Consider the following 23,924-nt stretch of genomic DNA (forward strand, 5'->3'; position numbering starts at 1 on the left):
TGGCGTGATGCGGGTCGTAGGTTCGAACCTGCTCAAGACCTGAATGGTCAGGAAAAGTTCTCCAGCACAGCCAAGAAGGTATGACGATCACCCTGGCCCTCGGTCAAGCGCACCCGACCTTCTATATCGGCGAGGTGGTGGTCCATTAACTGCTGTGCTTTTGCCAGATCTTGGGCCTTCAGCGCAGTCACGATCTGGCGGTGGTGGTCAGCGCCGCAATCGTCCTGTTTTTCTTCCTCATAAAGGGCCATGACCAGAGACAGGCGGGCGACGATTTTGGACAGCATCTCAGTCATGACGGCATTGCCACCGAGTTCCGCCAGCACGATATGGAACTTACCGGAGAGAACCGTCTTCGACTTTTCGTCGCCGTGATGGTGGATATGCTCTTCCTCGTCGGTCAGCTTTTCGAGTGCATCTAGTTGCTCGGTGGTGGCGCGGGCCATGACGAGATCTAGGATAGCGTGTTCGATCTTGCGGCGTGACTCGAATAGGGCCTTGGCTTCTTCGATGCCTGGTTCGGCGACGAAAGTACCGCGGTTGCGCTTGCGCTCCAGAAGATGGTCACTCTCCAAGACGCCGAGGGCGCCGCGAACGACGGTGCGGCTTACGCCAAAGTGGTCGGCGATCGCATCTTCGAGGATTTTCGTCCCCGGCTTCAGAGCGCCTTCGCCTATGGCATTGGCGAGCGTTGTGCGAATCCGCTCGGAGACGTCGTCATTGGCGCTTTCAGCCGCATCAGCCGAGGCGTTGGCCTTCGGCGCTGCCTTCGTCGTTTGACGGCGCGTCCTTTTCATGTGGTACTCCAGATGCATGGCGGCCCATGCCGCTCGATCTAATTATGTTCATAGAAATATTGTTGCGTATATCGCCGTCTGCCAGAAATCCGCCCGGTCAAGACGTTATCAGATGTCTATGGCGGCTAGTACCGCCACAGACTGGGTGAGTGCCGGTTTATGCAGCGTGGCGCTTGGCAGTCGACGGGGAAAGCGCGATGCCCTTCTCCGCGCATAGCCTCTCGATGTAACGAGCTGAGTTCTTGATGAAGGTCACTGTCTCACCATAGCCGTAGGATTGGCGCTCGTAGGTCGGATAGCCGTACTGGCTCGCCTCATACGCTTCCCAATCCGGGATCTCGCCGGATTTCACGCGCGCTTCGAAGGTGTCCACCGTAGCCATGTAGACCTCCAGTTCTTCGGCGTTCAGGTCCGGATGCGCGGCGCGCCAGATCGGGTCATCGATCTGGATGCATTGGCGCGGATTCGCCTTGCGCGGCTTGTCTTCGACAGAGGCTGCGACTTCCAGCGAAAGGTTTAGATCCGGATTTGCCTTGGCAAGGATGGGAAGGATCGTGGGAAAATCCACGATACCCTTGCCGACCGGGCGGGTCTGGAAATCGAGACCTCCGAATGCTCGGCCGACATAGGCGTCTTTGATATGCGTCTGGCGGACGTAAGGCGCGACGCGCTTTGCCGCAAACACCGGATGTTCCCCACGCTGCAGGCCGTTGGCCGTGTCGAACACGACGCCGATACAGTCATCGCCAACTTTCTCGATCAGCCGGAGGATTTCAAAAGAGGTGATTTCATCATGGGTTTCCATGTTGAGGTGGACGCCATTGGCGCGCGCGACGGGAGCAAGCTTCAACAAGTTCTTCTCGATGGCCAGCAACTGCTCGTCCCAGGTGACATCCGTGCGAAAGCGGTCATTTGCCAACCTGCCACGGTATTCCGATTTGAAATTGCCCGGTGAGATCCACAGTTCGAGGCATCCGATCGCGGCGCTCGCCTCGATCATCCGGGTGAAGCCCAGAATGATGTCGCCGTCGCCGATCGCCCGGAATTCCGGAGCCTCGGCGCTGCAATAGGGATTGATCTTGCCGACACCGCTTTCGAGGTAAAGCCCAAGCTCGTCGGCTTTCGCCCGGATTTCGCTAAGCGCACCCTTGTCGAGCGTCGGGCTCATGTCGAGAACGGTCGGGAAGAACAGGCCACCAAGACCAAGCTCCTTGACATGGTCGAGGCTTGCCAGCGGCCCGCGCTTCAGGAACTCGGGAAGTTTTTGGCTATCGATACCCAGTCTCATGATGATCTCCTTAGTGTTTCCTGACGGGATGCGCTGCAATGGCGATCCCTGCTTGTTAGATTTTCTTGAAGCTGCGGCCGGCGCTTAGGCCTGCGGATGGTCACTTCTCATTGCTGTTCGAGCGGCCTTTCGGTGCCAGTTTCCGTTCCAGATAATGCTGGCCCACCGAGGCGACTGTGGTGATGCCGAGGTACCAGAGTGATGCGACGCAGAGGAGTTCAATGACCAGGAAGTTGCGGGCATAGATGGCCTGTGCCTGTGTCAGCAGATCCTGCATGCCGATAACCGACACGATGGCACTCGCCTTCAGCATGCCGATCGCCTGGTTGCCGGTCGGCGGGACGATGAGACGGATTGCCTGCGGGAGGACGACAGTCCGCAGGGTCTGGAGTGGTCTGAGGCCCAAAGAGGATGCGGCTTCGCGCTGTCCCCGATCCACGGCTGTCAGACCGCTACGGATGATCTCGCTCATATTAGCCGCCTCGTGCAGGCCGAGCGCCAGAAAGCCTGCAAGGGCGGGTGTCACAATGTCGTTTACCGAGACGGACCAAGAACCGAAGCCGATCTCAGGAATGAAGAGCGCGATGTTGAACCAGAAGAAGATCTGGACGATCAGCGGTACGCCGCGAAACCACCAGACGAAGGCGACGGCGATCGCCTTCAGGACAACGTTCTGGCTGGTCGCCATGATGGCGACGAGGCAACCGATAACGATGCCGGCGACCATGGCGCCGGCCGTTAGTTCGAGCGTGAGGACGACGCCGTCGAGAATGACGGGGTCGATCATGTAGCGCGGGATTTCACTCCATTGAACGCTTTGATTCCGCCCAATGACCAGAAGCATGAGAGCCAGCGCGATGATCGCGACGGCACCAGACACGAGCTGCCCGAACCGGACTGTCTTGCCGATCGGAGGAGCCATTGGCATGCTGAGAGACTGTTGGGCGAAAGACATGGCTCAGTCCACCGGCATCGAGGCAGCATCGTTGAACTTGACGGTCTTCACGGCGAGCGGGCCGAGGCTCCATTTTTCCATGATCGCCTGATATGCGCCGCTATCGACCATATGCTGGAGTGAGGCGACAACAGTGTCGCGCAGTCCCGGATTGTCTTTGGAGACCAACATGCCGAGATAGCCGACGGCAAGTCGTACATCCGGAAGCGCCTGCAGGCCGACGCCCTTGCCGGTCTGCTTTTCGGTCGTGTAGACGCTGGTTGCGTAGCCGTTGACGGTTGCATCGGCGCGGCCCGTGCGTACCGCCTGCAGGACGTCCGGCATTTTCGGGATAGACATGATCTCGATTGGCGCCGTCGTGCATTTTGCCGATGCCGCGACTACGAGCCTGTTCTGAAAAGTGCCGACCGGCACGGCAACCTTCTTGCCGCAGAGGTCTTCCATGCTCTTGATTCCGAGGGGATTGCCCTTGGTCGTCATGATGGTCGTCGCATCATACATGTAGTCAATCACATCGACCTGCTTTTCCAGCTCCACGTCGTCATTGATGCCGGAGAGCGTCATGTCGAAACGCTTGGACAACACGGCCGGAACGATTGCCGCGCCCGCGCCGACATTGGTCATCTGCATATCGACGCCGAGAATGACGCCCAGCGCCGCGGCAAGGTCCGCATCGATGCCGACGAGCTTGCCGGCTTCATCCTGAAAACTGATCGGCGGCGTCAGGTCCGTCGCAACCTTGATGACCTTCTTGCCCTTGATGGCGGCAGGCAGGCTGTCGGCCAGTTTCTGATTAAAGGCGATGCCCGGAAGCTTGGCCACGTCCGCATCCGGCACCATCTTGACGGGCGCGCCTTCCGCGGCCTGTGCAGTCGATGCGATGAGCGCGAACGCGATGCCTGCAAGACCGGCTGTGAGAGTTTTCTTGAAGCTATGCATGCGGAACCCCTTTTCACATTTCTACGTCGTGAATTTTCAGGATAGTTCGATGCAATCACCATGCCACCTTGGATATAGCATCTGTATGCTGTTGTTTTTCATGTGATATTTTTTCGTCTAAAATATTCAAAGGAATTCGAACCAATTTTCGCATATCCGTGCGAACATACTTTGATGAAAAAATGACCTTTAAGCTACCGCAGGGCCGACCGGACTCGGTTGGCGCTAGCTAATTTACTGATTTTACTCCTCATCCTTTGCATACCCGAGATCGATGGCACATCCGCGCAAGTGGCGCAAAGCGGTGAAACGGCACGATTTCTACGCTGACAAGCCGAAATCGGTGCACATCAAATCATCGTTCAGCCGCTAATGATGCACAATTTATAGATTGTTACGTTATGCCGCCGATTCGTAATTATGGATATACGAAACTAGATAAACCAAAAATTTAATATGTTAATCAATTGGTTGATCCATGTTCGACCGCGCTCATTGTAGAGTTGGCACGTTGCTTGCAAATCCTTTGCCATGACCCAGAGCGAACTCAAATTTGCCGATCGATCACATCTCCGCCTGATGCCGGCGAGCGCGATGCTCTCGTTAGATCAGGCGCAACCCGAGGGGATATTCATGCCGCAGGCTTCGAATGCAGCAGAAGGCAGAGAGCTAAGCGTTCGTGGCCTGACCCATAGTTATGGCGGGCAGAATGCGATCAGCGACATTTCTTTCGAGATAAAGGCGGGCGAGATCGTTGCGCTTCTGGGGCCGAGCGGGTGCGGCAAGTCGACGGTGCTGCGCGCCATTGCCGGCCTAATCCAGCCGAAAAGCGGGTTGATCCAGCTTGGCGGCCAGGATCTTGCCAATGTCTCGGCCCGTGCGCGTGGTATCGGCATGGTGTTCCAGAACTACGCGCTGTTCCCACACCTGACGGTGGCCGAGAACATCGCCTATCCGCTCGCCTGCCAAAAGGTGGCGCGCACCGAGCGTCGTGAGCGGGTGGAAGAAATGCTCTCGCTTGTGCAGTTGAAGGGTTTTGGCAACCGGCTGCCGCGCGAGCTTTCCGGCGGCCAGCAGCAGCGCGTGGCGGTGGCCCGCGCGATCGCAGGCCGCCCTTCGCTTCTGCTTCTCGACGAGCCCTTCGGTGCCTTGGACCGGGCGCTGCGTTTCGACCTGCAGGTCGAACTGCTTCATCTGCAGAAGACGCTCGGCATTACCACGCTGATCGTTACCCATGACCAGGAAGAGGCGCAGAGCCTCGCCGGCCGTCTCGTGCTGATGAACAAAGGCAATGTCGAACAGATCGACACGCCGATGGCCGTATATGACCGGCCGAAAACGTTGTTCGTCAATACGTTCATCGGACAGGCCAATGTGCTGCATGGGAAAGTGGACCGCCTGGAGGCTGAGGCAACCACGATCGCGCTTACCAATGGCAAGGCTCTCGTTCTGCCGCGCCGCCTGAATTTTACCACGGGCTCCACGGTCACGATTACCTTCCGTCCGGAGGACGTTCGCCTGTCTGCGACGCCGAGCGCATCGGCGCTGCCGGCGAGGCTGACCGTGTCAGTGCCGCTTGGACCCACCCTTGTCCATGATCTACTTCTCGAAGACGGGACCAACCTTCGTGCCTCGGAGGTCCGCGGACCTTCGACCTTCATTCCCGAGCCGGGAGCACAGCTCTTTGCCGAGATAGACACCATGAGGTGTCACGCCTTTCCGAGCGAACCGGAAGCATTCCGTGAATAACAACAACAGAGGTGAACAGATGCAAGACTTCAACATCACACGACGTCATTTCGGACTGCTTGCCGCCGGTGCGGCTGCAGCCGCGACCGTTCCTTTTGCTGCCCGCGCGGCCGGTGGCACTGCTGTTGCCGCGACCTTTCCGGGTAATTGGGAAGACGGTTATCGCAGCGTGCTGACGCCGCTCGTCAAGGCGGCCGGTTTCGATCTGACAGTTGCCCCGGCCATGGCGCAGGATCAGCTTGCCAAGGTCATGGCAAGCCCCGGCAACCCGCCTTACGACACGCTGCTGATGTCGCCCGGCCAGATGGCCGTCGCCGTCGAGAACGACCTTATCCAGAAGATCGACCCGTCGAAGCTGAAGAACTGGGGCATGCTCGATCCGGCATTCCAGGGCGAGTACGGCCCGACCGTGACGGTCGAAGTCAACGGCATTGCCTATAACCCCGATCTCGTTCCGGCACCCAAAGGTTATCGCGATCTCTTCGAAAACCCGGCCTACAAAGGCCTCGTTTCGTGGACCGGCTTTGCCTCCAATACCGGCGTGATGGCCTATACCGAGATCGCCAAGATTTTTGGCTCCGGCCCGACCGACATGGATGCCGTCTTCAAGCTGTTCAAAGACCATCCGGAACACATCAAGGGTGTCGTTGCCAGCACCAACCACCAGATGACACTGTTCCAGCAGGGCGAGATCGCCGTCTTCATGTGCTCGACGGGCAATGTCGCCAAGCTCAAGGCTCTTGGGCTCAAGGCGGAGTTCGTTCAGCCTGAAACCGGCTCGCCGGCAGCGCCCGTCAATATCCATCTGACCAAGGGCGCCAAGAATGTCGATGCAGCCTATGCCTATATGGATGCCGCGATCTCCAAGGCCGCGCAGGACCAGTTGAAGATGCCGCCACGCGAAATGTTCCCGACCAACAAGGACGTAGAACTGACGCCAGGCATCGAAGCCTATGTAAAGCGCGAACAGCTGGCCTCGCTCGTCTATCCGGACTGGGCCGCGATCAACAAGAACCGTGCGGAATGGATCCGCCAGTTCGACGCCCTCGTCGCCGGTTGAGGTAGCGCCATGAAAGCGAGCGGCTTCCCATACGTTATCCCGATGCTTCTGCTGTCGGTGGCGTTCTTTGCGACGCCGCTCGCCGTTCTCGTCGGGTTCAGCTTTATCGGCCCCGACGGCCTGTCACTGCACAACTATGCGCGCTTTCTCGGCGATGCGTTCAACTACCGTGTCCTGATTAACACCGCCAAGCTTGGCCTGCAGACCATCGTCAGCACGACCCTGCTCGGCGTGCCGATCGCGCTTCTCTACTGGCATAGCGGCAAGACCGCCCGCCAGATCATCATTTTCCTGACGCTGATCCCGATGCTGACCAGCAATGTGGTGCGCACCTTTGCCTGGATCGTCATCCTCGGGCGGCAGGGACCGATCAGCGAGACATTCGTGGCGCTTGGACTTGCCGAGCGTCCGTTCTCGCTGATGTCCACCGAACTTGGCCTCGTCATGGCCATGTGTCAGATCGACCTGCCGCTGATCATCCTGCCGCTGGTCGCCATCTTGTCGCGCATCCCGGTCACCTATACCGAGGCCGCGCAGGTTTCGGGTGCCGGCCCCTGGCGCATTCTCGTCACGGTTCTGTTGCCGATGATGCTGCCCGGCCTTTTGGCGGGATGGATCCTTGTCTTCGCCAGCACCAGCGCGTCCTTCGTCACCCAGGCCGTCATCGGCGGTGCTCGCAATGTCTATGTACCGCAACTGATCTACCGCGAGGTAGGTACGCTGATCGACTGGCCGATGGCCTCGGCGATCGCCGTGGTGCTCCTGTTGTCGACCGGCATCCTGCTTGTCGCCATGACCATGATTTCTCGTCACCGGAGGCTCGTCGGCCATGCGTAACCAATCCGAAAACCCGCTCCCCGCTTTTCTCTACAAGGCATTCGTCTTCGGCTTCGGCGGCCTGAGCCTGATCTATCTGGTGGCCCCGATCGTGATCGCCATCACCATGTCCTTCACAGCTGGACAGACGCTCAAATATCCACCGGAAGGGTTCTCGCTACGCTGGTACGAGGCGCTGCTCGACCCGCTCCGCTCCAGCACGGAACATATCGCGGCCGGCAATTCGCTGAAGATCGCGGGCCTCGCAGTCCTCGGCTCGCTGCTCTTTGCGGTGCCCGCCACGATCGGCATGGCACGGATGCGTCGCCGTTCAGTCAACACGATCGAACCGCTGCTTCTCGCCCCGCTGGTGCTGCCGAGCCTCGTTTATGGTCTCGCAGCTCTGATCGTCGCCAATTTCGTCGGCTTTCAGCCGTCGCTCTGGCTCACCGTCGTTGGCCATGTCGTGGTGTTCGGGCCGCTGATGTATCGTGCCGCCTCTGTCGTTGCGCAGGGCATCAATCCCTCGCTGGCGGAAGCCTCGACGGTGATGGGGGCGACCTGGGTAACGACGCTCAGGCGCGTGATCCTGCCCTTGCTGACCCCCGGCATTCTCGCCGGCGCATTCCTCGTCTTCATTCAGTCGCTCGACAACGTCTCCGTCTCGCTCTTCCTCGCCGATGCGCAGACGACAGTCCTGCCACTCCGGATGTTCGCGCTGATCGAGGAATCTCTCGATGTGCGCGTCGCCGCCATGTCCGGCCTGCTGATCGGCCTGACCCTGGTGGTGATGCTGGTGGCAAGGCGGGTGCTGGCGCCCTCACGACAAGCCTGATGCAAAAATAATCCTGGAAGGAATACCCCCCAATGAACATGAATGCTACCAAGGCAGGAGCCTACCGCGTCGGATCGCTGCTTGCCGATTTCCAGCCGGATTTCGATTTTGCCGCCCCGCTCCCCCTGCCGGTCGAGGAATTTGAGGATCGGCTGCGCCGTATCCGCCGTCAGGCGGTCGAGGCCGGACATGATGCGCTGATCGTCCATACCGGTGGGGTGGGCTGGTTCCACACGTCCAACCATTATCTGCGTTATATCTGCGACTGGATGCGCGAGGGCGTGTTGATCATCCCGACGGATGTCGACAAACCGATGGTCCTTCTGTCCTTCTTCACCCAGTCCGTGCTGTTGCCGCCGGGCGGCGAACCGGTTTTGGTGGAGGACATCTGGCAGATCGGACCAATCGGCCGGGAATATGCGGATCGTCCGGGCGACAGCGTCATCAAGACGGCGGAAAAATGCGCCGAACTGCTGGCCGGAATGGGGCTTTCCAAGGCGCAGATCGGGCGTATCGGCGACCGGACCTCACTGACCTTCTGGGCAGGGCTAGATGAGTTGATGCCGAAGGTGAAATTCGTTGCCGACAATGCCATTCTCGACCGGATGCAGAAGGTGCGCTCGCCGCGCGAGATCGAGATGTTCCGCGCTGCCGCCCAGCTCATCAGCATCGCCACACAGGCGGCCTATCATGTGGCAAAACCGGGCGTGACTGACCACGAGATCTATGCTGCCTTCACCCAGGCGCAACTCTCCTTCGGCGGCGAGACCGGTGACGGTTACCAGATCGGTATCAACGAGTTCGGCACCCATTGCGGCAAGCCATACGGCCATATCGTGCGACCGGGAGACCTGATCAATCTCTATGTGTCCAACATCACCTATCGCGGCTATACCGCACAAACCGCCCGCATGATTGCCGTCGGCGAGATCACCAAGCGGCAGGAAGAGGTGCTGGCTGCCTGCACCGAGGGCGTCAAGCGCGCCGAAAAGCTGATCCGGCCGGGTGCGTTGATGCGAGACGTCAACAATGCCGCTTTCGAGCCGATGATCGAGCGCGGCATGCTTTCTTCGCCTGAGGCGCGCACCATGCCCTATAACTGGGCTCCGATGGACGATGGCAGCGCTCGCCTGATCCCGCGTCAGTATGTGAAGAACATCGACTGGGAAGCCCAGGGCCGCACCTTGATGCATGTCTATCCGGCGACCCATGGGCCGCATAACCCCAATCTCGGTCATTCCGTCGGCATGGCCGGCGGGCAAAACAGCTTCAACATCTCTTCCCACAACTATGACCGTATGGAGGAGGGCATGGTGTTCGTGCTGCACACGCAGTGGCTGGAACCGCTGTCGGCCGGCTGTAATGTCGGGGACATGTATGTCGTCACCAGAGACGGGTTCGAGAACCTGTCGCGCCACACCCCGCTTGAAACCCACCGTATCGCTGTTGAGGCCTGAAATGATCGACCATACCCATTTCGATTTCGCCAAGCTCACCGAGCGCGAACGCTATAAGATCCTGATCGGCACGGTCATTCCGCGCCCGATCGCATTGGTGACGACGGTCAGCAAGGACGGTCAACCGAATGCCGGGCCGTTCAGCTTCTTCAATGTCTTGACCCATGATCCAGCCATCGTTGCAATCGGCGTCGAGAACTATTCCGACATGCGCTTCAAGGACACGGCCCGCAATATCCGCGAGACGGGCGAGTTCACCGTCCATATCTGCGACAATGCCCTTGTCGATCAGATGGAGGTCTGCGCCATCAAGTTCGGCCCGGAGGTCGATGAGATGGAAGAGGCAGGACTTGCAACCGTGCCTGGCCGGATGGTGCGCAGCCCGCGCATCCTCGCAGCGCCCGCCGCTCTCGAATGCCGCCGCCATACGACGCTGCAGGTTGGCCCCGCCCGTGAGATCATCCTCGGCGAGGTCGTCGGCGTGTTCGTTCGCAGCGATGCGGTCAATGCGTCCAATCTGCATATCGACCAGCAGATGATGGACGCCGTCGGCCGCATGGGCGGCCACACCTACACCCGTACCCGCGACCAGTTCGACATCAAGACGCTGACGCCGCAGGAATGGGAAGCCCGCAAGTCTGGCGAACAGGCGGCCGCGGAGTAATCACCGTATGCGGCTGCATGTTGCATGGTGGTGCCAATGGCATTGCCACGCGCTGAAATGAATTTCTGCAAGGATCTATCATGACAATCCTGTCGCCCGACACACCGCGCGGTCTCGTTGGCTACGGCCGCAATGTTCCCGATCCGAAATGGCCGGGCGGCGCGAATATCGCCGTGCAGTTCGTCATCAATTACGAGGAGGGCGGCGAAAGCTCGATCATGGATGGCGATTCCGCGTCGGAAAACCTGCTCTCCGAGATCGTCGGCGCATCCGCGTGGCCCGGTCAGCGCAATCTCAACATGGAATCGATCTACGAATATGGTTCCCGCGCCGGCTTCTGGCGGCTGTTCCGGCTGTTTACCGAACTCAAGATGCAGTGCACCGTCTATGGCGTGACGCTCGCTATGGCGCGCAACCCGGAAGCAGTTGCCGCCATGAAGGAAGCCGGCTGGGAGATTGCCAGCCACGGCTATCGCTGGCTGGAATACAAGGATTTTCCGATCGAGAAGGAGCGTGAGCATATTCTCCAAGCCGTGCGCCTGCATACCGAACTTGTCGGCGAGCGTCCCTATGGCATTTACCAAGGCAAGCCTTCGGACAACACGCTGAAGCTGGTGATGGAGGAGGGCGGGTTCCTCTATTCGTCCGACAGCTATGCCGATGATTTGCCCTATTGGGTGCCGGGCATCGATGGAAAGCCGTTCCTGATCATTCCCTATACGCTGGAGACCAACGATATGCGGTTCGCTACGCCGCAGGGGTTCAACGCGGGCGACCAGTTCTTCACCTATCTCAAGGACGCGTTCGACACGCTGTACCGCGAGGGCGAGGAGGGGAGCCCGAAGATGATGTCGGTCGGCCTGCATTGCCGGCTTGTCGGACGTCCGGGCCGTATCGCGGCCCTTCGCCGCTTCATGGAATATGTCGCCTCGCACGACAAGGTCTGGGTGCCGCAGCGCATCGACATTGCACGGCACTGGCATGAACATCACAAGCCCGCTGATCCGTCTTCGATCCTCTGACTGAGCATTAAATCATGACAAAGAACCACTATTTCTCAAATGTCGGTGGCCTGCCTCCGCAGACACAGACGCTTTCCAGCAAGGCCGTGTTCACCACCGCCTATGCGGTAATCCCGAAGACCGTGATGAGCGACATCGTCACCAGCGTCCTGCCGCATTGGGAGAAGACGCGCGCTTGGATCATTTCGCGGCCCTTAAGCGGTTTTGCCGAAACCTTTGCGCAATACATCATGGAAGTGGCTCCGGGCGGCGGCAGCGTGAAGCCGGAGCCTGATGCCCGCGCTCAGGCCGCGATCTTCGTCGTCGAAGGCGAGGGCGCTATTAGCTATGAGGGCAAGGAGCGCCCGCTCAGGACCGGCTCGTTTGCCTACATCCCGGCCGGCCATGCTTGGGCGTTGAAGAATGACAGCACGGCACCGCTGCGCTTCCATTGGGTCCGCAAGGTGTTCAAGGTCGTCGAAGGCCTAGAAGCGCCGCCGGCCGCCTTCACCCATGAGGACGAATGCACGCTCGACTGGATGCCGGATACCGACGACACCTGGGGCACGACGCGCTTCCTCGATCCGAACGATGTGCGCTACGATTTCCACCTGAACATCGTCACCTTTGAGCCGGGCGCCAGCATTCCCTTCATGGAGACCCATGTCATGGAACACGGGCTTTACGTGCTCGAGGGTAAGGCGGTCTATCGGCTGAATAGCGACTGGGTCGAGGTAGAGGCGGGCGATTACATGTGGCTGCGCGCCTACTGTCCGCAGGCATGCTACGCGGGAGGTCCCGGCCGCTTCCGCTACCTGCTCTACAAGGACGTCAATCGGCATCCCGATCTGTTCTGATTAGAAGCCCTACCATCCAAACAAATTTAGAAAGACATGGCGGCGACCATGTCGTTTTCAGCCTTCTGGCTGTTCGAATATAGCAGCTAGAAATGGCTGTGAACCTGGAGATTGAGTATGACCTACGTTGATGGTTTCGGCCTTCAAATTGATGAGACACTTCACCGTTTTCTGGTGGATGAGGCTCTGCCGGGAACCGGGGTCGATGCGGACCATTTCTTCACCGGGTTGTCCGCGATCGCCCATGATCTGGCGCCGAAGAACCGCGCGCTTCTTGCCAAGCGCGACGCTTTTCAGCTGAAGCTCGACGACTGGTACCGTCAAAACGGCGCACCGTCGGATCTGTCGGCCTACGAAGCCTTCCTGCGCGAGATCGGCTATCTATTGCCCGAGGGGCCTGATTTCTCCGTCTCGACCGAGAACCTCGATCCGGAGATCGCGCAGATCGCCGGGCCGCAGCTCGTCGTGCCGGTGATGAATGCGCGCTATGCGCTGAATGCCGCCAATGCGCGCTGGGGCTCGCTCTATGATGCACTCTACGGCACGGATGCGATCTCCGAAGCCGATGGTGGGGAGAAGGGCAAGGATTACAATCCCGTCCGCGGCGCCAAGGTCATTGCATGGGTGCGTGATTTCCTCGATCAGTCTGCCCCGCTCTCCGGCGCCGGCTGGAAGGATGCGGCATCCTTCAAGGTCGAGCATGCAGCCCTATTCGTGACGCTGATAGGCGGACAGGTGACCGGCCTCAGCGATCCGTCGCAATTTGCCGGCTATCTCGGCGATGCGGGCGCGCCGACGCAGATCCTCCTGAAAAAGAACAATCTCCATGTCGAGATCCTGATCGACGCGACGACCGATATCGGCAAAACAGACCCGGCTCATATTTCCGACGTCTGGGCCGAATCGGCGATCACCACGATCATGGACTGCGAGGATTCAGTCGCGGCCGTCGATGCCGAAGACAAGGTCGTCGTCTATCGCAACTGGCTCGGCCTGATGAAGGGCGACCTGACGGAAGAGGTCTCCAAGGGCGGCAAGACCTTTACCCGCAAGCTCAATCCGGATCTCGACTATACGGCGCCGGACGGCTCGATCTTCGAACTGAAATGCCGCTCGTTGATGCTGGTCCGCAATGTCGGCCACCTGATGACCAATCCGGCCATTCTGGATCGCGACGGTAACGAAGTGCCCGAGGGCATCATGGATGCGATGGTGACCGCGCTGATCGCCATTCACGATATCGGACGCAAGGGCGGCCCGGACGGTCGGAAGAAGAATTCCCGTCTCGGCTCCATGTATGTGGTGAAGCCGAAGATGCACGGGCCGGAAGAAGTGGCCTTTGCCGCCGAGATCTTCAGCCGCGTCGAACAGGCGCTCGGCCTGCCGGCGAATGCCATCAAGATGGGCATCATGGACGAGGAGCGCCGCACGACGGTGAACCTCAAGGAGGCCATCCGCGCCGCCAAGGACCGCGTCGTCTTCATCAATACCGGTTTCCTCGACCGCACCGGCGACGAGATCCATACCTCGATGGAAGCCGGCCCGATGATCCGCAAGGGTGATATGAAACAGGCTGCATGGATCGCGGCCTATGAGAACTGGAATGTCGATATCGGGCTCGAATGCGGTCTTTCCGGCCATGCCCAGATCGGCAAGGGCATGTGGGCGATGCCCGACCTCATGGCGGCGATGCTTGAGCAGAAAATCGGCCACCCGAAGGCGGGCGCCAATACCGCCTGGGTTCCGTCACCGACGGCGGCAACGCTACATGCTACCCACTATCACACGGTGGATGTGGCAGCAGTTCAGAAGAGCCTGAAGAGCCGTACCCGGGCCAAGCTTTCCGACATTCTTTCCGTGCCGGTGGCGCCGCGCCCCAACTGGACGCCGGAGGAAATCAGCCGCGAACTCGACAACAATGCACAAGGCATTCTCGGTTATGTCGTGCGCTGGATCGACCAGGGCGTCGGCTGCTCCAAGGTGCCGGACATCAATAATATCGGCCTGATGGAGGACCGCGCGACCCTGCGCATCTCGGCCCAGCACATGGCCAACTGGCTGCACCACAAGGTCGTGACCGAAGACCAGATCGTCGAGACGATGAAGCGCATGGCGAAAGTCGTGGATGGCCAGAGTGCCGCCGATCCCCTTTACACCCCGATGGCTGTGGATTTCGACGGCTCTATCGCGTTTAAGGCGGCACTCGATCTGGTTCTGAAGGGGCGCGAGCAGCCGAATGGTTACACCGAGCCGGTCCTGCATCGTCGCAGGCTGGAGCTGAAAGCGAGGGGCTAGCAGGTAAAGTTGCGTTTTCGAACAGATGTTTGCGCCCGGCACTCTGCGCATGAGAGTTTTAAAAAAGCATGCGTGTCAGCGCGTTAGTGTTGAGCGGAACTTAGGGACGTCGGTTCGATTCCGCTCAAGGCGGAGACGAGGACGCTCGGCCCAGATGCAACATGTTCTGAGTGTCCGAGCCGAGCATCTCATTCGATCTTACGCAGCTTCCCAAACCTGATTGAGGATCTTGGCGGCCAGTGCGGCCTTGTCTTGCGGAAGGAAGCGGCCGTAGTGCTGCTGCACGACATCGGGCGTATCTTGAATGGCATAGCTCGCCTGCTCGTAGGATCCGGTCTGCTTCAAAATATGCGTCGCAAGAATGTCCCGCAGGTTATGCGGTCCATGCGGAAGGAGGCCCTTGATCGCACCCCGTCCGGTATAGGGATTATAGATGCCGTAACGTTGGATGACAGTCCGCCAAGCCTCGTAGAATGTGGTCGAATTGTAAGCAGCATCAATACTGGTCGTCTTCACCGTCTTGACGAATAGCGTTTGGGGATCTTTCGCACCGCCAAGCAGAACTCCACGATGCCTGTCGATGTAAGCGTCAAGGTATTTGTAGAGATCGAGAAGGTCGGGCAAAATCAACCGGAACGGCTTCTGTCCGAAGAAAGAAGAGCCAGAGTTTTTGAACGCGACCGATGGGATAAGTACCTCCCACCCATGATCGCGGTCGTTCCAGCGCAGCTCACCGCACTTCATATCCTCCAGCCGGCGTTCTGACGTCGGATAGTGTCCACGGGGGCAGACACGAAGTTGGCGAAGGTTCTTCTGTCTGAGCCCAAGGTGCAGGCCCAGCCGAAGCAATAGGAATGATCTAACGGCTTCGGCGGCCGGTCGTGGATATCTCTTCTCATCCGGCATGTGTCTCACGATCTCGTCCGTGATCTTACGATATTCCGCCAGCGGGCTGTCCGCTTCAAGTACACACATGATCGGTTCAAATGGATCGCGATGCACGCGCATCACTCGCTGGATCTCCTTGGAACGGTTAGCGGCATGTCGGTGAAACGCATCACAGGCGCCATGCCAATCGCGAGCCGCGAAATCGATTTCTTCCTGCTCAATCAAGCCCGCAATGGGCCTGACATTCCGAAGCAGCTCCGGATGCTGCCGGATCCAACCGACTTCCGCGCGAGATAGGGCTTGGGCGACCATCAGCATGTCTTCTTCCCACTTGGTGTAGAAGCCACGTCGCTGTTCCCGCCACTGCAGATACCAGTCCCAAACGCCAGGGAAGACGAGAAGGCCGAAGCTTAACTGGCTGACTGGCACACCGAAACCCCTCACGACACCGTTTGGCGAGGCAGCAAGCGCACCAAACATCAAGCCGAGGTGCTCAATCTTCTGGGAGGCCGTTTCTTCACCCCAGACGCCGTTCCGTTGGAACCCAATCGCCGTCAGCGTCGAAGTCTTGAAGCGGATGAGATCAGCCATTTCCATGGCAAGTCTCGGCGGTGCGTCGACAATGCCGGAGAGCAGATTAGGGTCATCAAGTTCTACGGCAACGTTTTGATTGGTGCCGGCCGCCGATGCCAATGACCGAGAGGAAAGAAAACTGCTGCCATAGGTGACGCCGGGAAATCGGATGGCATATCGCTGCTTGCTGGCCGCCGCCTGATAGCGGCGATATTCCGTAGAGCCGGAAATGATCACCCGGCGCACCCAATCGAGGATCTCCTCGCGCTTGGTAAAGGGCAGGCTGTTGAAGTCTTCGGGCAGGTGCAGTGAAATCCGTCGACGCTCAGCTGGGCTGATGTCACCGAGATCGTGACCATACAGCGAGCGTGCCTGATGCGGCAGTTTCTCTTTGAAATATCCCTCTGAAAGTCGATAGCGTCGCTCAATGCGGCGGAGTATGTTGAAACTGGCAACAGATCGGGGCACGCGCTCTCCGTGGATCCAGGATAGCAGCGTCTTGTTGTCGAAGGTCTCATTCAGATGAACAACGGCGCGGTAAAGCTGCCAATAGGTGTCGCCGAACCGACGCATATGGTAGACCAATGCGTCCTGAAAGCTCGCCGGATCTTCTGTCGCTTCAAATAGTGCTTCTGGGAAAGGGCTTATCGGTTTTGGTGCTGGGCCGGGCGATGTTGACGCAGACCGGACAAAGGTGCCAGCGATCGCCGCGCGTTGTGGCTGTCGGGCGGAGCGTGCGGAAGCTGCCTTCTTGGCGGGCGTCATTTTACCCGTGCTAACTGTCGGCTTTGGTGGTCGTCGTTCTTCGGTAGCTGGTGGTGCGCCGAGCCAGCGGATGATTGCATCCAAGCCTGGCCGGACCTGCTTTTTGAGTTCTGCCGTTAACTCGGCTTCGATCCCACAGGCCTGACCGATCATCTTCCAGTCGATATGGCCATTCAGAAGCGGGGGCGATTTGCGGTAGATGATCAAACTGGCCAGATAGGGCCGTATATTTTCGAACACCCGCCTGGATGCGACTGGAGCGATACGAAGCTCGCAGAATTCCGAAATTTTTCGCTGAAATGTCGTGATGAAAGGTCGTGTTTGGTCATGCTTATCCCTTTTCGCTCGGCACCAGTGCCGAGGGCGATCGGAAATAGGGGGCGCCCATTAACAAAATATGTTTAGGGCAAGAGGTCAGCTGTCGATCGCTGCTTCTTGAATGGAGAGATGCAGATTGTGGTGCTGAGCGATAGACGGGCTTGCAATAGCTCATTTCCAGCAATAATTATGAGCTATAGAGAGGGATTCTATAACTCATGAAATGGAACTGGCAAAACACTGACTGGCCAAACTTCAGATACGATACCGCAAGCCTGATATCGTTGGAGCAGAAATTCTTGCAGTCCGCCGGCGAGGTTATCGGTGCTGTTCGACATTTCAACGATGACGACAGCAACCAACTTCGCATTGAGTTGCTGAGCGACGAAGCGGTCAAGACCTCAGAGATTGAGGGGGAATTTCTGGACCGCGTGAGTGTCCAGTCATCACTCCGCCGGCAGTTCGGGCTAAACACTGATGATAGACAGATCCGCCCCCAAGAGCGGGGGATCGCCGAGATGATGGCGGATGTCTATCGAAGTTGGCATAGGCCGCTGTGTCATGAGGGACTGTGCCACTGGCATTCAATGCTGATGGCCGGAAACCGATATATTGAAACGGTTGGTGCTTACCGCACGCACGAAGACGCCATGCAGATTGTATCGGGTCGATTGGACAAACCCACTATCCACTTCGAGGCTCCCCCATCTCGCCAGGTTGCCGCTGAGATGGAGACCTTCAGCACATGGTTCAATCAATCCGGGCCAGATGGTCAAACGTCGCTTCAAGCTTTGACGCGCGCCGCAGTAGGACACCTTTACTTTGAAAGCATACATCCATTTGAGGATGGCAACGGCCGAATTGGACGCGCGCTCGCCGAGAAATCCCTAGCGCAAAACATAGGGCAGCCAAGCCTCATTTCACTCGCCTTCACAATCGAGAAGCGCCGGAAGGCCTATTACTCAGAGCTTGAGCGGCACCAGCGCACGCTTGATATCACCGACTGGGTCATTTTCTTTTCAGAAACTATCCTGGATGCTCAACAGGCGACGCTTGAGCGCGTAGATTTCTTCATCCAGAAAGCAAAGTTCTATGATCGTTTTCGGGACAAGCTGAACGAGCGGCAAGAAAAGGTAGTCGCGCGCATCTTCAAGGAAGGCACGGCTGGCTTCAAGGGAGGTCTAAGTGCCGAAAACTATATCTCGATCACAGATACATCTCGCGCTACAGCAACACGCGACCTTCAGCAACTCGTGGAGATCGGTGCACTGACGCGTACGGGTGAACGTCGGCATACTCGGTACTCACTGTCATTGCAGAAATAATTCGCTACCACTCCAATGAACACCACCAAAGTCATTATCTAGGCGAACGGCTGTTCGAATCCTATCAAGGCGGTCGTTCATCGAAGGGGCCGCCTTCTGACTGGGCGCCGGTCGCCGTCCTGCTGACACCGGCGCCATGTTCTCAAAGCTTTATGCCAGCCGCTTCTAGCGCACTATCGATACGTTCATCGACCTCTCGCTTGGTGGCAGTCCAACCGGGTACCGTATCCAGCAGGCGCTGCTGCCACGCGACCAGATTGGGAAACTCGTTAAGCGGGATCTTCGTCCGCTCGTTCTGCGAGAACGGGCCGGCAATGTCGAAGTCGGCCAGCGTTAGCCGGTCGCCGACGATGTAGCTATGCTTGGCGAGGTGCGCGTCCAGCACGGCAGCGGCTGCCCGAAGCTTGTCGGCTGCCATCGTCACGATGGTCTCGTCGGCAGGCTGACCCATGAAGCGCTTGGCAAGCACCTCGTCGAAGGTGAGGGTGGCGAAGACGCGCCACTGCTCGCCGGACCAGAACATCCACTGGAGGATCTCGTACTTCTCGCGTGTCGTCCTACCAGCCAGATCGCTTCCCGCCTTTTCGGCGAGATAGAGGTTTATCGCGGCGGACTCGTAGAGGATGAAGTCGCCGTCGACCATGACGGGCGACAGGCCGTGCGGGTTCAGCTCCAGAAACTCGGGCGTGTGGCTCTCGCCCTTGAAGAGATCGACGTTGACGATCTCGATGTCGATGCCCATCGCGCCTGCTGCTGCTGTGACGCGGCGCCGACTGCCCGACCCGGGATCACCATAGATCTTGATAGCCATTGTAAGTACTCCTTCTCTTGGTCGATGATATGGGTAATTAGGCGGGCGTGCCCGCACGTAGCCGATCGAGAACCAGCAGCAGGTCGAAGGGATCGGGGCGCCGGGTATAGTCGGGGTTGACCTCGGAATAGGCGATCACGCCATCCGTCCCGATCACGTAGCGCGCCGGCATCGGCAGCACCCAGGACGGATCGTCGTTGATCTTCGGCAGGTCGTTGCCAAATTGCTTGTAGACCTCGATCAGGTCTTCCGGCAGCGCGAAGCGCAGGCCGAACTTGTCGGCAATGGTGGCGCCGGTGTCGCTGAGGATCGCGAAGCCAAGCTTGTTGTCGTGCTGCGATTTGCGGCTGTTTGCCGGAGTCTGGGGCGAAACCGCAACCAGTCTTGCGCCGCGTGCCTCAATCTCGGGCCGAACATGTTCCAGAGCCTGGAGATCAAAGTTGCAGTAGGGGCACCAGGCGCCGCGATAGAAGGTCACGACCAGCGGACCTTGGGAGAGCAGCGATCGCGAACTTACGGTATTACCGTCGGCGTCCTGAAGCGTGAACTCGGGCGCCGTGTCTCCCGCCTCCAGGGCATTGTCGGCCTGATGGCTGTCGATCAGTGACTGGGTCGCACGCTGCATTATATCCAGCTGTGCCTGGGTGGGAACTAGCGGAAATCGTCCGTTCTCGAAGTCGTTACGCAAAGCATCGAGTTGGTCCTGGAGTTTCATGTCAATTTTCCGTTTCGCGGCGAAGGTGCCGTGAGCCGGAAATTAGGCGATCAGCGAGAACGCGTGTATCCATTCAATTCAAAGAACATTTATCTGGATTTCGAATGAATGATCGCTGGCAGGAGATGACCGTATTCGTTCGCGTGGCGGATACCGGCAACCTATCGCGCGCTGCGCGGGAATTGAAACTCTCACAGCCTTCGGTGTCGCGCATCGTTGGCATGCTGGAGGCGCGCCTGGGAACAACCCTGTTGCTGCGCACCACCCGCAGCATCTCTTTGACGGACGCCGGCGCACTTTACCTGGAGCAGGCAAAACGATTGCTCGCGGAGATGGAGGAGGCCGAACAGGCTACGCGGGGCCTGGATTCACTCCACGGAGTTATCCGTCTTGCAATGCCGCTGATGTATGGCACACGTGCGATCATACCGGCCCTGGCGCCATTCCTGAGCTGGCATCCCGATCTGAAGGTGGAGCTGGTTATGAGCGACGCGCGGCAGAACCTGATCACGGACGGGGTCGATCTGGCCATCCGATTAAATGTCGGCCGCTTGGACGATTCGACTTTCGGCGCTCGCAAGCTGGCGTTGGTTGAGCGACTGGTTATCGCAGCCCCGGGCTACCTATCTGCTCATGGCCTCCCGGCGACACCGGCCGACCTTGCTCAACACGACTGCATCCTTCAGCATGGCTCGTTCGGCGGAGAAAGCTGGCGGTTCACGCACAACAAGACGGTCACATCCGTCGATGTCCAGGCAAGGCTGTGGATCAACTCAGCCGCAGGAGTCCTGGCGGCTACGGTAGCGGGCATGGGCATCGCGCTGGGGACGCGCGTGATGGCGGGAGAGGAACTGCGCACCGGAAAGCTCACGCGGCTGCTCGAGCCCTATCGGCTCGATCCGGCCGAAGTATACGCTGTGTTCCCAGCCGGTCCGAGGCCGTCAGCAAAAGTGCGGGCGATCGTAGATCATCTAGAAGTGTCGCTCGGGGCTATTGGGTAAGGCCGTCGCCGCTCTCGGCGCCTTCCGGTTTTGTCAGATCGATTGAATGGCTTCGCGCACGAGCGGACATTTGCCTGAGTAAAGCAAGCGTTGATGTTTTTGAGCCGGGTTCAGAACCACAATTAAATCATACGGGTCAACTAGGGGCCGAACTGGCGTCACGGAACACCGATTGGTACACATCGTCAATTAACTGCGATACACGCCCACTCGTGGGGACTGGCTGTGGTTACAAATCATCGCACGGAAATTGATCGCGTTCCGGGAATCGGGTGCAGCCTGGGTTGATTAGGTTTTCAACGCATGCCCGCCATAGCTGGTCACTAGGAGGGCCTCTTTCCGCAGGCTCTTACCGCTGGGTCGATGGTTCGATTCCGCTCAAGAGCTGTTAAATTATTCTGTTCACTTTGGCATCGCAGTATCATGCCGCCCAATACGGAATATACCTTGCATTGCGCTTGCCTTGATCCGGGTCCGCGGGAGCAATACGGCCCAGTTTGATTGACTCTGCAATCACAGCGGAAACGGCCTGATACTCTTCCGGAGTCAATGAAAAACGCTCGCGTAGAGTCGCATTGCTCATGTAATCGTGGGTGAGCCAGCGAAGGACGCAATGAAAAAAGCAGGCACGCAATTTTTCCGCCTTTGACATCTGGCCGAAGCCCTTCGGCGCAAACAGTACGACACGCATTGAATGCTCAGATGAGATGAAGTCTGGGGGAGGCAGCCGCTGCGCTTCGATTTCTATAAGGGTTTTGTCAAGACCGCCGCCGCGCTCCTCACACAGTCCGAAAGAACGCATGGTTGCAGCAAGCTTTTCGTTTCTTGATCGACGTTCGTCCAGAATGCGATCGGTGTTGATTAGGGAGTTGCCGGGATTGGTAACCTCGATGCGGTTGTCGTAGATTTCAACGACCGGTCCAACGCCGCTTGCCATAAAGTCCTGATGAATAAGAGCGTTCGCAATAACCTCGCGTACAGCGGTTTCCGGGAAATGCGGCACCATCCGTCGAACGCCATCGATATACCGCTCATCCTTCGGCAGCCTCTCCATCAGAAACCGCATCATTGCCGTGAAAGCGACAGCATACCCCTTTCTTCCCTCCTGTTCGAAGTCGGAACGGGACTTGTCACGGCCAGAATATTTGACAATGCGAACCGTCTTCCCCGCGATTGATGGGAAAACCGTTACATCACGCGCTAGCATAATTGCGCCTAAGTTGGTGATGTCGAACCTTCCCTCGAGATTGTCGAGAAGGAAACCTGCATCAACCATTTTTCGAATGATTTCTTGATTATTTTTTGGCCTTGGCTCATCGGTCAGATCATAAATCGGATCTGGATCCAGTATCGCGAATATATCGTCTGCCGTTACATTCGATAACGCGACCGCAGTTTCGAAACGTCTTCGACCAGTCGCTATCCAGAGAGCACGTTCGTGTTCAGGAAACTCAGCAAGCTTTTTCTTGTTTTCGCCAATCCTGACAAATTCCGTACCGGAAAATTTCACCGGCCGCTCATAGGAAGGTTCAATGGCGACGATTGAGTAAGCCAAGCCGTCGCACACACAGTCCAGCACCTCGATCAGCACCCTTGGCTCGACCATTCGGGCGAGCCAGTTGGTGAAATCCTCGTTGCCCTGCTTTAGTTGCTGCAGGCGGAGTTCGGTACCGACGCGTCTCTTGGTCCTGTCTTCTATCCCAAAGACGAGAAAGGCACGATCTCGACCAAGCAGCATTGCCGAGTTCGCCAGCGCCGACACGTACTCTCCGATTTCACGCGGATCCTTGTTGTTGACCTTGAACTCGAGCCATGCATTCTCGGCCGGCTCTTGTAGCAATCGATTGAGAAGTGCGCAGGGATCGTGAATTGGCATGCCGGGCCTCTTTTATCCCCCTTATATCAGATTCGGTGGTTTCGGCATCATTTTTTCGATTAAGGCCTGCAACAATTCGGAATAAAAACAAAGCGATGCAGCAAGGCGGTCGAAGAGGTTTTTTATCCTCGTTTTGAACTGCCTCTGCTGCAGCTGCTTTGCTAAGCGCAAATTTGGCTGTTCGCTTTTATCCTCGTTATATCTGAATCTAAGCATGCGTAAGGGGCTGACCCTATTAAAAACAATAACTTAGATACAAAAGCGGTAGGCGGTTTATATCGCCTTGAAATTGCCCATCGGCCGTATGCGCTTTTAATATGTCATCTTCAGCATCTTCATGCAGCTTCTCATAGGGAAGCAGACATGACGCGCACAACGCTGCTCTACAGCCTCGCTCTTCTCGCTTAGCTGTTTGTTTGACATTTGTGCTATCGCTGGCCGTCTAGCCTGCGATCATGTGAATGCCACAGCAGCGGGTGAGAGTGCTGTATCCGACTATCGCGTAATGATCGCGGTCTCCAAAAAGGCGTAGTCTCAGCGGCTTAGCGACTTTCTATGGATCTAACCCATTGAACATTACTGCAACATTTCAGCTGCAACGACGGTTCAAGTCTCATCAAGGCGATACTTTCGCGAGAACGAGCGAAACTCGGAATTGGCTTATTGCGATACCAGGTCTTTCGCAAGTTCGCTGACGACACCCCTGAGCCAACGATGAGCGGGATCGTGACGATACCGCACATGCCATGCCATCTCGACCGGGAATGTTCCAAGATCGACAGGTGCTTCCACGACCTTAAGCCGCGGGTCTCGCTCCAGGCTGCGGCAGATCAGGCGCGGCAATGTTGCGCAATAATCGGTCACCGCGACCATCTCGGGAACCGATAGGAAGTGTGTGACGGAGACAGCAACCTCGCGCTTGAGGTTCTGCTGCCCCAA

Annotated in this window: 20 protein-coding genes; 11 read left to right on the forward strand and 9 right to left on the reverse strand. The window is 58.0% G+C overall.

Annotation, left to right across the window (positions count from 1 at the left end):
* Positions 1 to 47 precede the first annotated feature (47 nt).
* The 4 genes from AAIH70_RS24660 to AAIH70_RS24675 all read right to left on the reverse strand — a co-directional run bounded on the left by AAIH70_RS24660 (position 48) and on the right by AAIH70_RS24675 (position 3,979).
* Entirely contained in the window at positions 48 to 797 is a 750-nt protein-coding gene (locus AAIH70_RS24660) for a GntR family transcriptional regulator (protein ID WP_132280835.1), read from the reverse strand.
* A gap of 157 nt (positions 798 to 954) precedes the next feature.
* The gene (locus AAIH70_RS24665) at positions 955 to 2,085 is read right to left on the reverse strand and encodes a sugar phosphate isomerase/epimerase family protein (protein WP_430036088.1); all 1,131 of its coding nucleotides are present in this window, start codon (positions 2,083 to 2,085) and stop codon (positions 955 to 957) included.
* A 100-nt stretch (positions 2,086 to 2,185) separates the two neighbouring features.
* Complete coding sequence (locus tag AAIH70_RS24670) at positions 2,186 to 3,040, reverse strand: amino acid ABC transporter permease (RefSeq protein WP_430036090.1); 855 nt, start codon at positions 3,038 to 3,040, stop codon at positions 2,186 to 2,188.
* 3 nt (positions 3,041 to 3,043) lie between these two features.
* A complete protein-coding gene (locus AAIH70_RS24675; RefSeq protein WP_430036092.1) occupies positions 3,044 to 3,979 on the reverse strand; it encodes an ABC transporter substrate-binding protein in 936 nt (311 codons plus the stop codon).
* A gap of 531 nt (positions 3,980 to 4,510) precedes the next feature.
* Between AAIH70_RS24675 and AAIH70_RS24680 the strand changes: the two genes are divergently transcribed.
* The 9 genes from AAIH70_RS24680 to AAIH70_RS24720 all read left to right on the forward strand — a co-directional run bounded on the left by AAIH70_RS24680 (position 4,511) and on the right by AAIH70_RS24720 (position 14,713).
* A complete protein-coding gene (locus AAIH70_RS24680) occupies positions 4,511 to 5,728 on the forward strand; it encodes an ABC transporter ATP-binding protein (RefSeq protein ID WP_430036094.1) in 1,218 nt (405 codons plus the stop codon).
* Between the two features lie 19 nt (positions 5,729 to 5,747).
* A complete protein-coding gene (locus AAIH70_RS24685; protein ID WP_132280820.1) occupies positions 5,748 to 6,788 on the forward strand; it encodes an extracellular solute-binding protein in 1,041 nt (346 codons plus the stop codon).
* A 9-nt stretch (positions 6,789 to 6,797) separates the two neighbouring features.
* Complete coding sequence (locus tag AAIH70_RS24690; protein WP_430036096.1) at positions 6,798 to 7,625, forward strand: ABC transporter permease; 828 nt, start codon at positions 6,798 to 6,800, stop codon at positions 7,623 to 7,625.
* Positions 7,618 to 8,439, forward strand: coding sequence for an ABC transporter permease (locus AAIH70_RS24695; protein WP_259148231.1), 822 nt, complete (start codon positions 7,618 to 7,620; stop codon positions 8,437 to 8,439). The genes AAIH70_RS24690 and AAIH70_RS24695 overlap by 8 nt, the downstream gene beginning before the upstream one ends.
* Positions 8,440 to 8,471: 32 nt before the next feature.
* On the forward strand, positions 8,472 to 9,896 hold the full coding sequence (locus AAIH70_RS24700; protein WP_430036099.1) for a M24 family metallopeptidase: 1,425 nt from the start codon (positions 8,472 to 8,474) through the stop codon (positions 9,894 to 9,896).
* Between the two features lies 1 nt (position 9,897).
* On the forward strand, positions 9,898 to 10,560 hold the full coding sequence (locus AAIH70_RS24705; protein WP_165932163.1) for a flavin reductase family protein: 663 nt from the start codon (positions 9,898 to 9,900) through the stop codon (positions 10,558 to 10,560).
* Between the two features lie 80 nt (positions 10,561 to 10,640).
* Positions 10,641 to 11,582 carry an allantoinase PuuE gene (puuE, locus tag AAIH70_RS24710; RefSeq protein ID WP_430036101.1) on the forward strand — a complete coding sequence of 314 codons (942 nt, stop codon included), beginning with the start codon at positions 10,641 to 10,643 and terminating at the stop codon, positions 11,580 to 11,582.
* Between the two features lie 14 nt (positions 11,583 to 11,596).
* On the forward strand, positions 11,597 to 12,418 hold the full coding sequence (locus AAIH70_RS24715) for a bifunctional allantoicase/(S)-ureidoglycine aminohydrolase (RefSeq protein WP_132280805.1): 822 nt from the start codon (positions 11,597 to 11,599) through the stop codon (positions 12,416 to 12,418).
* A 117-nt stretch (positions 12,419 to 12,535) separates the two neighbouring features.
* Positions 12,536 to 14,713 (forward strand): malate synthase G, encoded by a 2,178-nt coding sequence (locus AAIH70_RS24720; protein ID WP_132280802.1) that lies wholly within the window; start codon positions 12,536 to 12,538, stop codon positions 14,711 to 14,713.
* 198 nt (positions 14,714 to 14,911) lie between these two features.
* Here the strand turns inward: AAIH70_RS24720 and AAIH70_RS24725 are convergent, their stop codons facing one another.
* Positions 14,912 to 16,747: a hypothetical protein gene (locus AAIH70_RS24725; protein ID WP_430036116.1), complete on the reverse strand. Its 1,836-nt coding sequence runs from the start codon at positions 16,745 to 16,747 to the stop codon at positions 14,912 to 14,914.
* A gap of 728 nt (positions 16,748 to 17,475) precedes the next feature.
* Here AAIH70_RS24725 and AAIH70_RS24730 point away from each other — a divergent pair.
* On the forward strand, positions 17,476 to 18,582 hold the full coding sequence (locus AAIH70_RS24730; RefSeq protein ID WP_132280799.1) for a Fic family protein: 1,107 nt from the start codon (positions 17,476 to 17,478) through the stop codon (positions 18,580 to 18,582).
* A 142-nt stretch (positions 18,583 to 18,724) separates the two neighbouring features.
* On the opposite strand, the gene AAIH70_RS24735 is transcribed toward AAIH70_RS24730, so the two are convergent.
* Positions 18,725 to 19,393, reverse strand: coding sequence for a glutathione S-transferase family protein (locus tag AAIH70_RS24735; RefSeq protein ID WP_132280796.1), 669 nt, complete (start codon positions 19,391 to 19,393; stop codon positions 18,725 to 18,727).
* Positions 19,394 to 19,430: 37 nt separating this feature from the next.
* Complete coding sequence (locus tag AAIH70_RS24740) at positions 19,431 to 20,108, reverse strand: peroxiredoxin-like family protein (protein WP_132280793.1); 678 nt, start codon at positions 20,106 to 20,108, stop codon at positions 19,431 to 19,433.
* Positions 20,109 to 20,212: 104 nt separating this feature from the next.
* Here AAIH70_RS24740 and AAIH70_RS24745 point away from each other — a divergent pair, with 104 nt between their 5' ends.
* Complete coding sequence (locus tag AAIH70_RS24745) at positions 20,213 to 21,109, forward strand: LysR family transcriptional regulator (RefSeq protein WP_165932162.1); 897 nt, start codon at positions 20,213 to 20,215, stop codon at positions 21,107 to 21,109.
* A 421-nt stretch (positions 21,110 to 21,530) separates the two neighbouring features.
* Here the strand turns inward: AAIH70_RS24745 and AAIH70_RS24750 are convergent, their stop codons facing one another.
* Together AAIH70_RS24750 and AAIH70_RS24755 are read right to left on the reverse strand one after the other, a co-directional pair.
* The gene (locus AAIH70_RS24750) at positions 21,531 to 22,985 is read right to left on the reverse strand and encodes an ATP-binding protein (protein WP_132280790.1); all 1,455 of its coding nucleotides are present in this window, start codon (positions 22,983 to 22,985) and stop codon (positions 21,531 to 21,533) included.
* A gap of 660 nt (positions 22,986 to 23,645) precedes the next feature.
* A partial coding sequence (locus AAIH70_RS24755) for a LysR substrate-binding domain-containing protein (RefSeq protein ID WP_430036105.1) occupies positions 23,646 to 23,924 on the reverse strand: 279 nt, incomplete at its 5' end.

Source organism: Neorhizobium sp. BT27B (assembly GCF_050455485.1).
Lineage (GTDB): Bacteria > Pseudomonadota > Alphaproteobacteria > Rhizobiales > Rhizobiaceae > Neorhizobium.

Excerpts from the sequence above, each read along its gene's own strand:
- AAIH70_RS24660 (WP_132280835.1), bottom strand. The coding sequence starts at position 797 with ATGAAAAGGACGCGCCGTCAAACGACGAAGGCAGCGCCGAAGGCCAAC.
- AAIH70_RS24665 (WP_430036088.1), bottom strand. The coding sequence starts at position 2,085 with ATGAGACTGGGTATCGATAGCCAAAAACTTCCCGAGTTCCTGAAGCGC.
- AAIH70_RS24670 (WP_430036090.1), bottom strand. The coding sequence starts at position 3,040 with ATGTCTTTCGCCCAACAGTCTCTCAGCATGCCAATGGCTCCTCCGATC.
- AAIH70_RS24675 (WP_430036092.1), bottom strand. The coding sequence starts at position 3,979 with ATGCATAGCTTCAAGAAAACTCTCACAGCCGGTCTTGCAGGCATCGCG.
- AAIH70_RS24680 (WP_430036094.1), top strand. The coding sequence starts at position 4,511 with ATGACCCAGAGCGAACTCAAATTTGCCGATCGATCACATCTCCGCCTG.
- AAIH70_RS24685 (WP_132280820.1), top strand. The coding sequence starts at position 5,748 with ATGCAAGACTTCAACATCACACGACGTCATTTCGGACTGCTTGCCGCC.
- AAIH70_RS24690 (WP_430036096.1), top strand. The coding sequence starts at position 6,798 with ATGAAAGCGAGCGGCTTCCCATACGTTATCCCGATGCTTCTGCTGTCG.
- AAIH70_RS24695 (WP_259148231.1), top strand. The coding sequence starts at position 7,618 with ATGCGTAACCAATCCGAAAACCCGCTCCCCGCTTTTCTCTACAAGGCA.
- AAIH70_RS24700 (WP_430036099.1), top strand. The coding sequence starts at position 8,472 with ATGAACATGAATGCTACCAAGGCAGGAGCCTACCGCGTCGGATCGCTG.
- AAIH70_RS24705 (WP_165932163.1), top strand. The coding sequence starts at position 9,898 with ATGATCGACCATACCCATTTCGATTTCGCCAAGCTCACCGAGCGCGAA.
- puuE (WP_430036101.1), top strand. The coding sequence starts at position 10,641 with ATGACAATCCTGTCGCCCGACACACCGCGCGGTCTCGTTGGCTACGGC.
- AAIH70_RS24715 (WP_132280805.1), top strand. The coding sequence starts at position 11,597 with ATGACAAAGAACCACTATTTCTCAAATGTCGGTGGCCTGCCTCCGCAG.
- AAIH70_RS24720 (WP_132280802.1), top strand. The coding sequence starts at position 12,536 with ATGACCTACGTTGATGGTTTCGGCCTTCAAATTGATGAGACACTTCAC.
- AAIH70_RS24725 (WP_430036116.1), bottom strand. The coding sequence starts at position 16,747 with ATGCGTCGGTTCGGCGACACCTATTGGCAGCTTTACCGCGCCGTTGTT.
- AAIH70_RS24730 (WP_132280799.1), top strand. The coding sequence starts at position 17,476 with ATGAAATGGAACTGGCAAAACACTGACTGGCCAAACTTCAGATACGAT.
- AAIH70_RS24735 (WP_132280796.1), bottom strand. The coding sequence starts at position 19,393 with ATGGCTATCAAGATCTATGGTGATCCCGGGTCGGGCAGTCGGCGCCGC.
- AAIH70_RS24740 (WP_132280793.1), bottom strand. The coding sequence starts at position 20,108 with ATGAAACTCCAGGACCAACTCGATGCTTTGCGTAACGACTTCGAGAAC.
- AAIH70_RS24745 (WP_165932162.1), top strand. The coding sequence starts at position 20,213 with ATGAATGATCGCTGGCAGGAGATGACCGTATTCGTTCGCGTGGCGGAT.
- AAIH70_RS24750 (WP_132280790.1), bottom strand. The coding sequence starts at position 22,985 with ATGCCAATTCACGATCCCTGCGCACTTCTCAATCGATTGCTACAAGAG.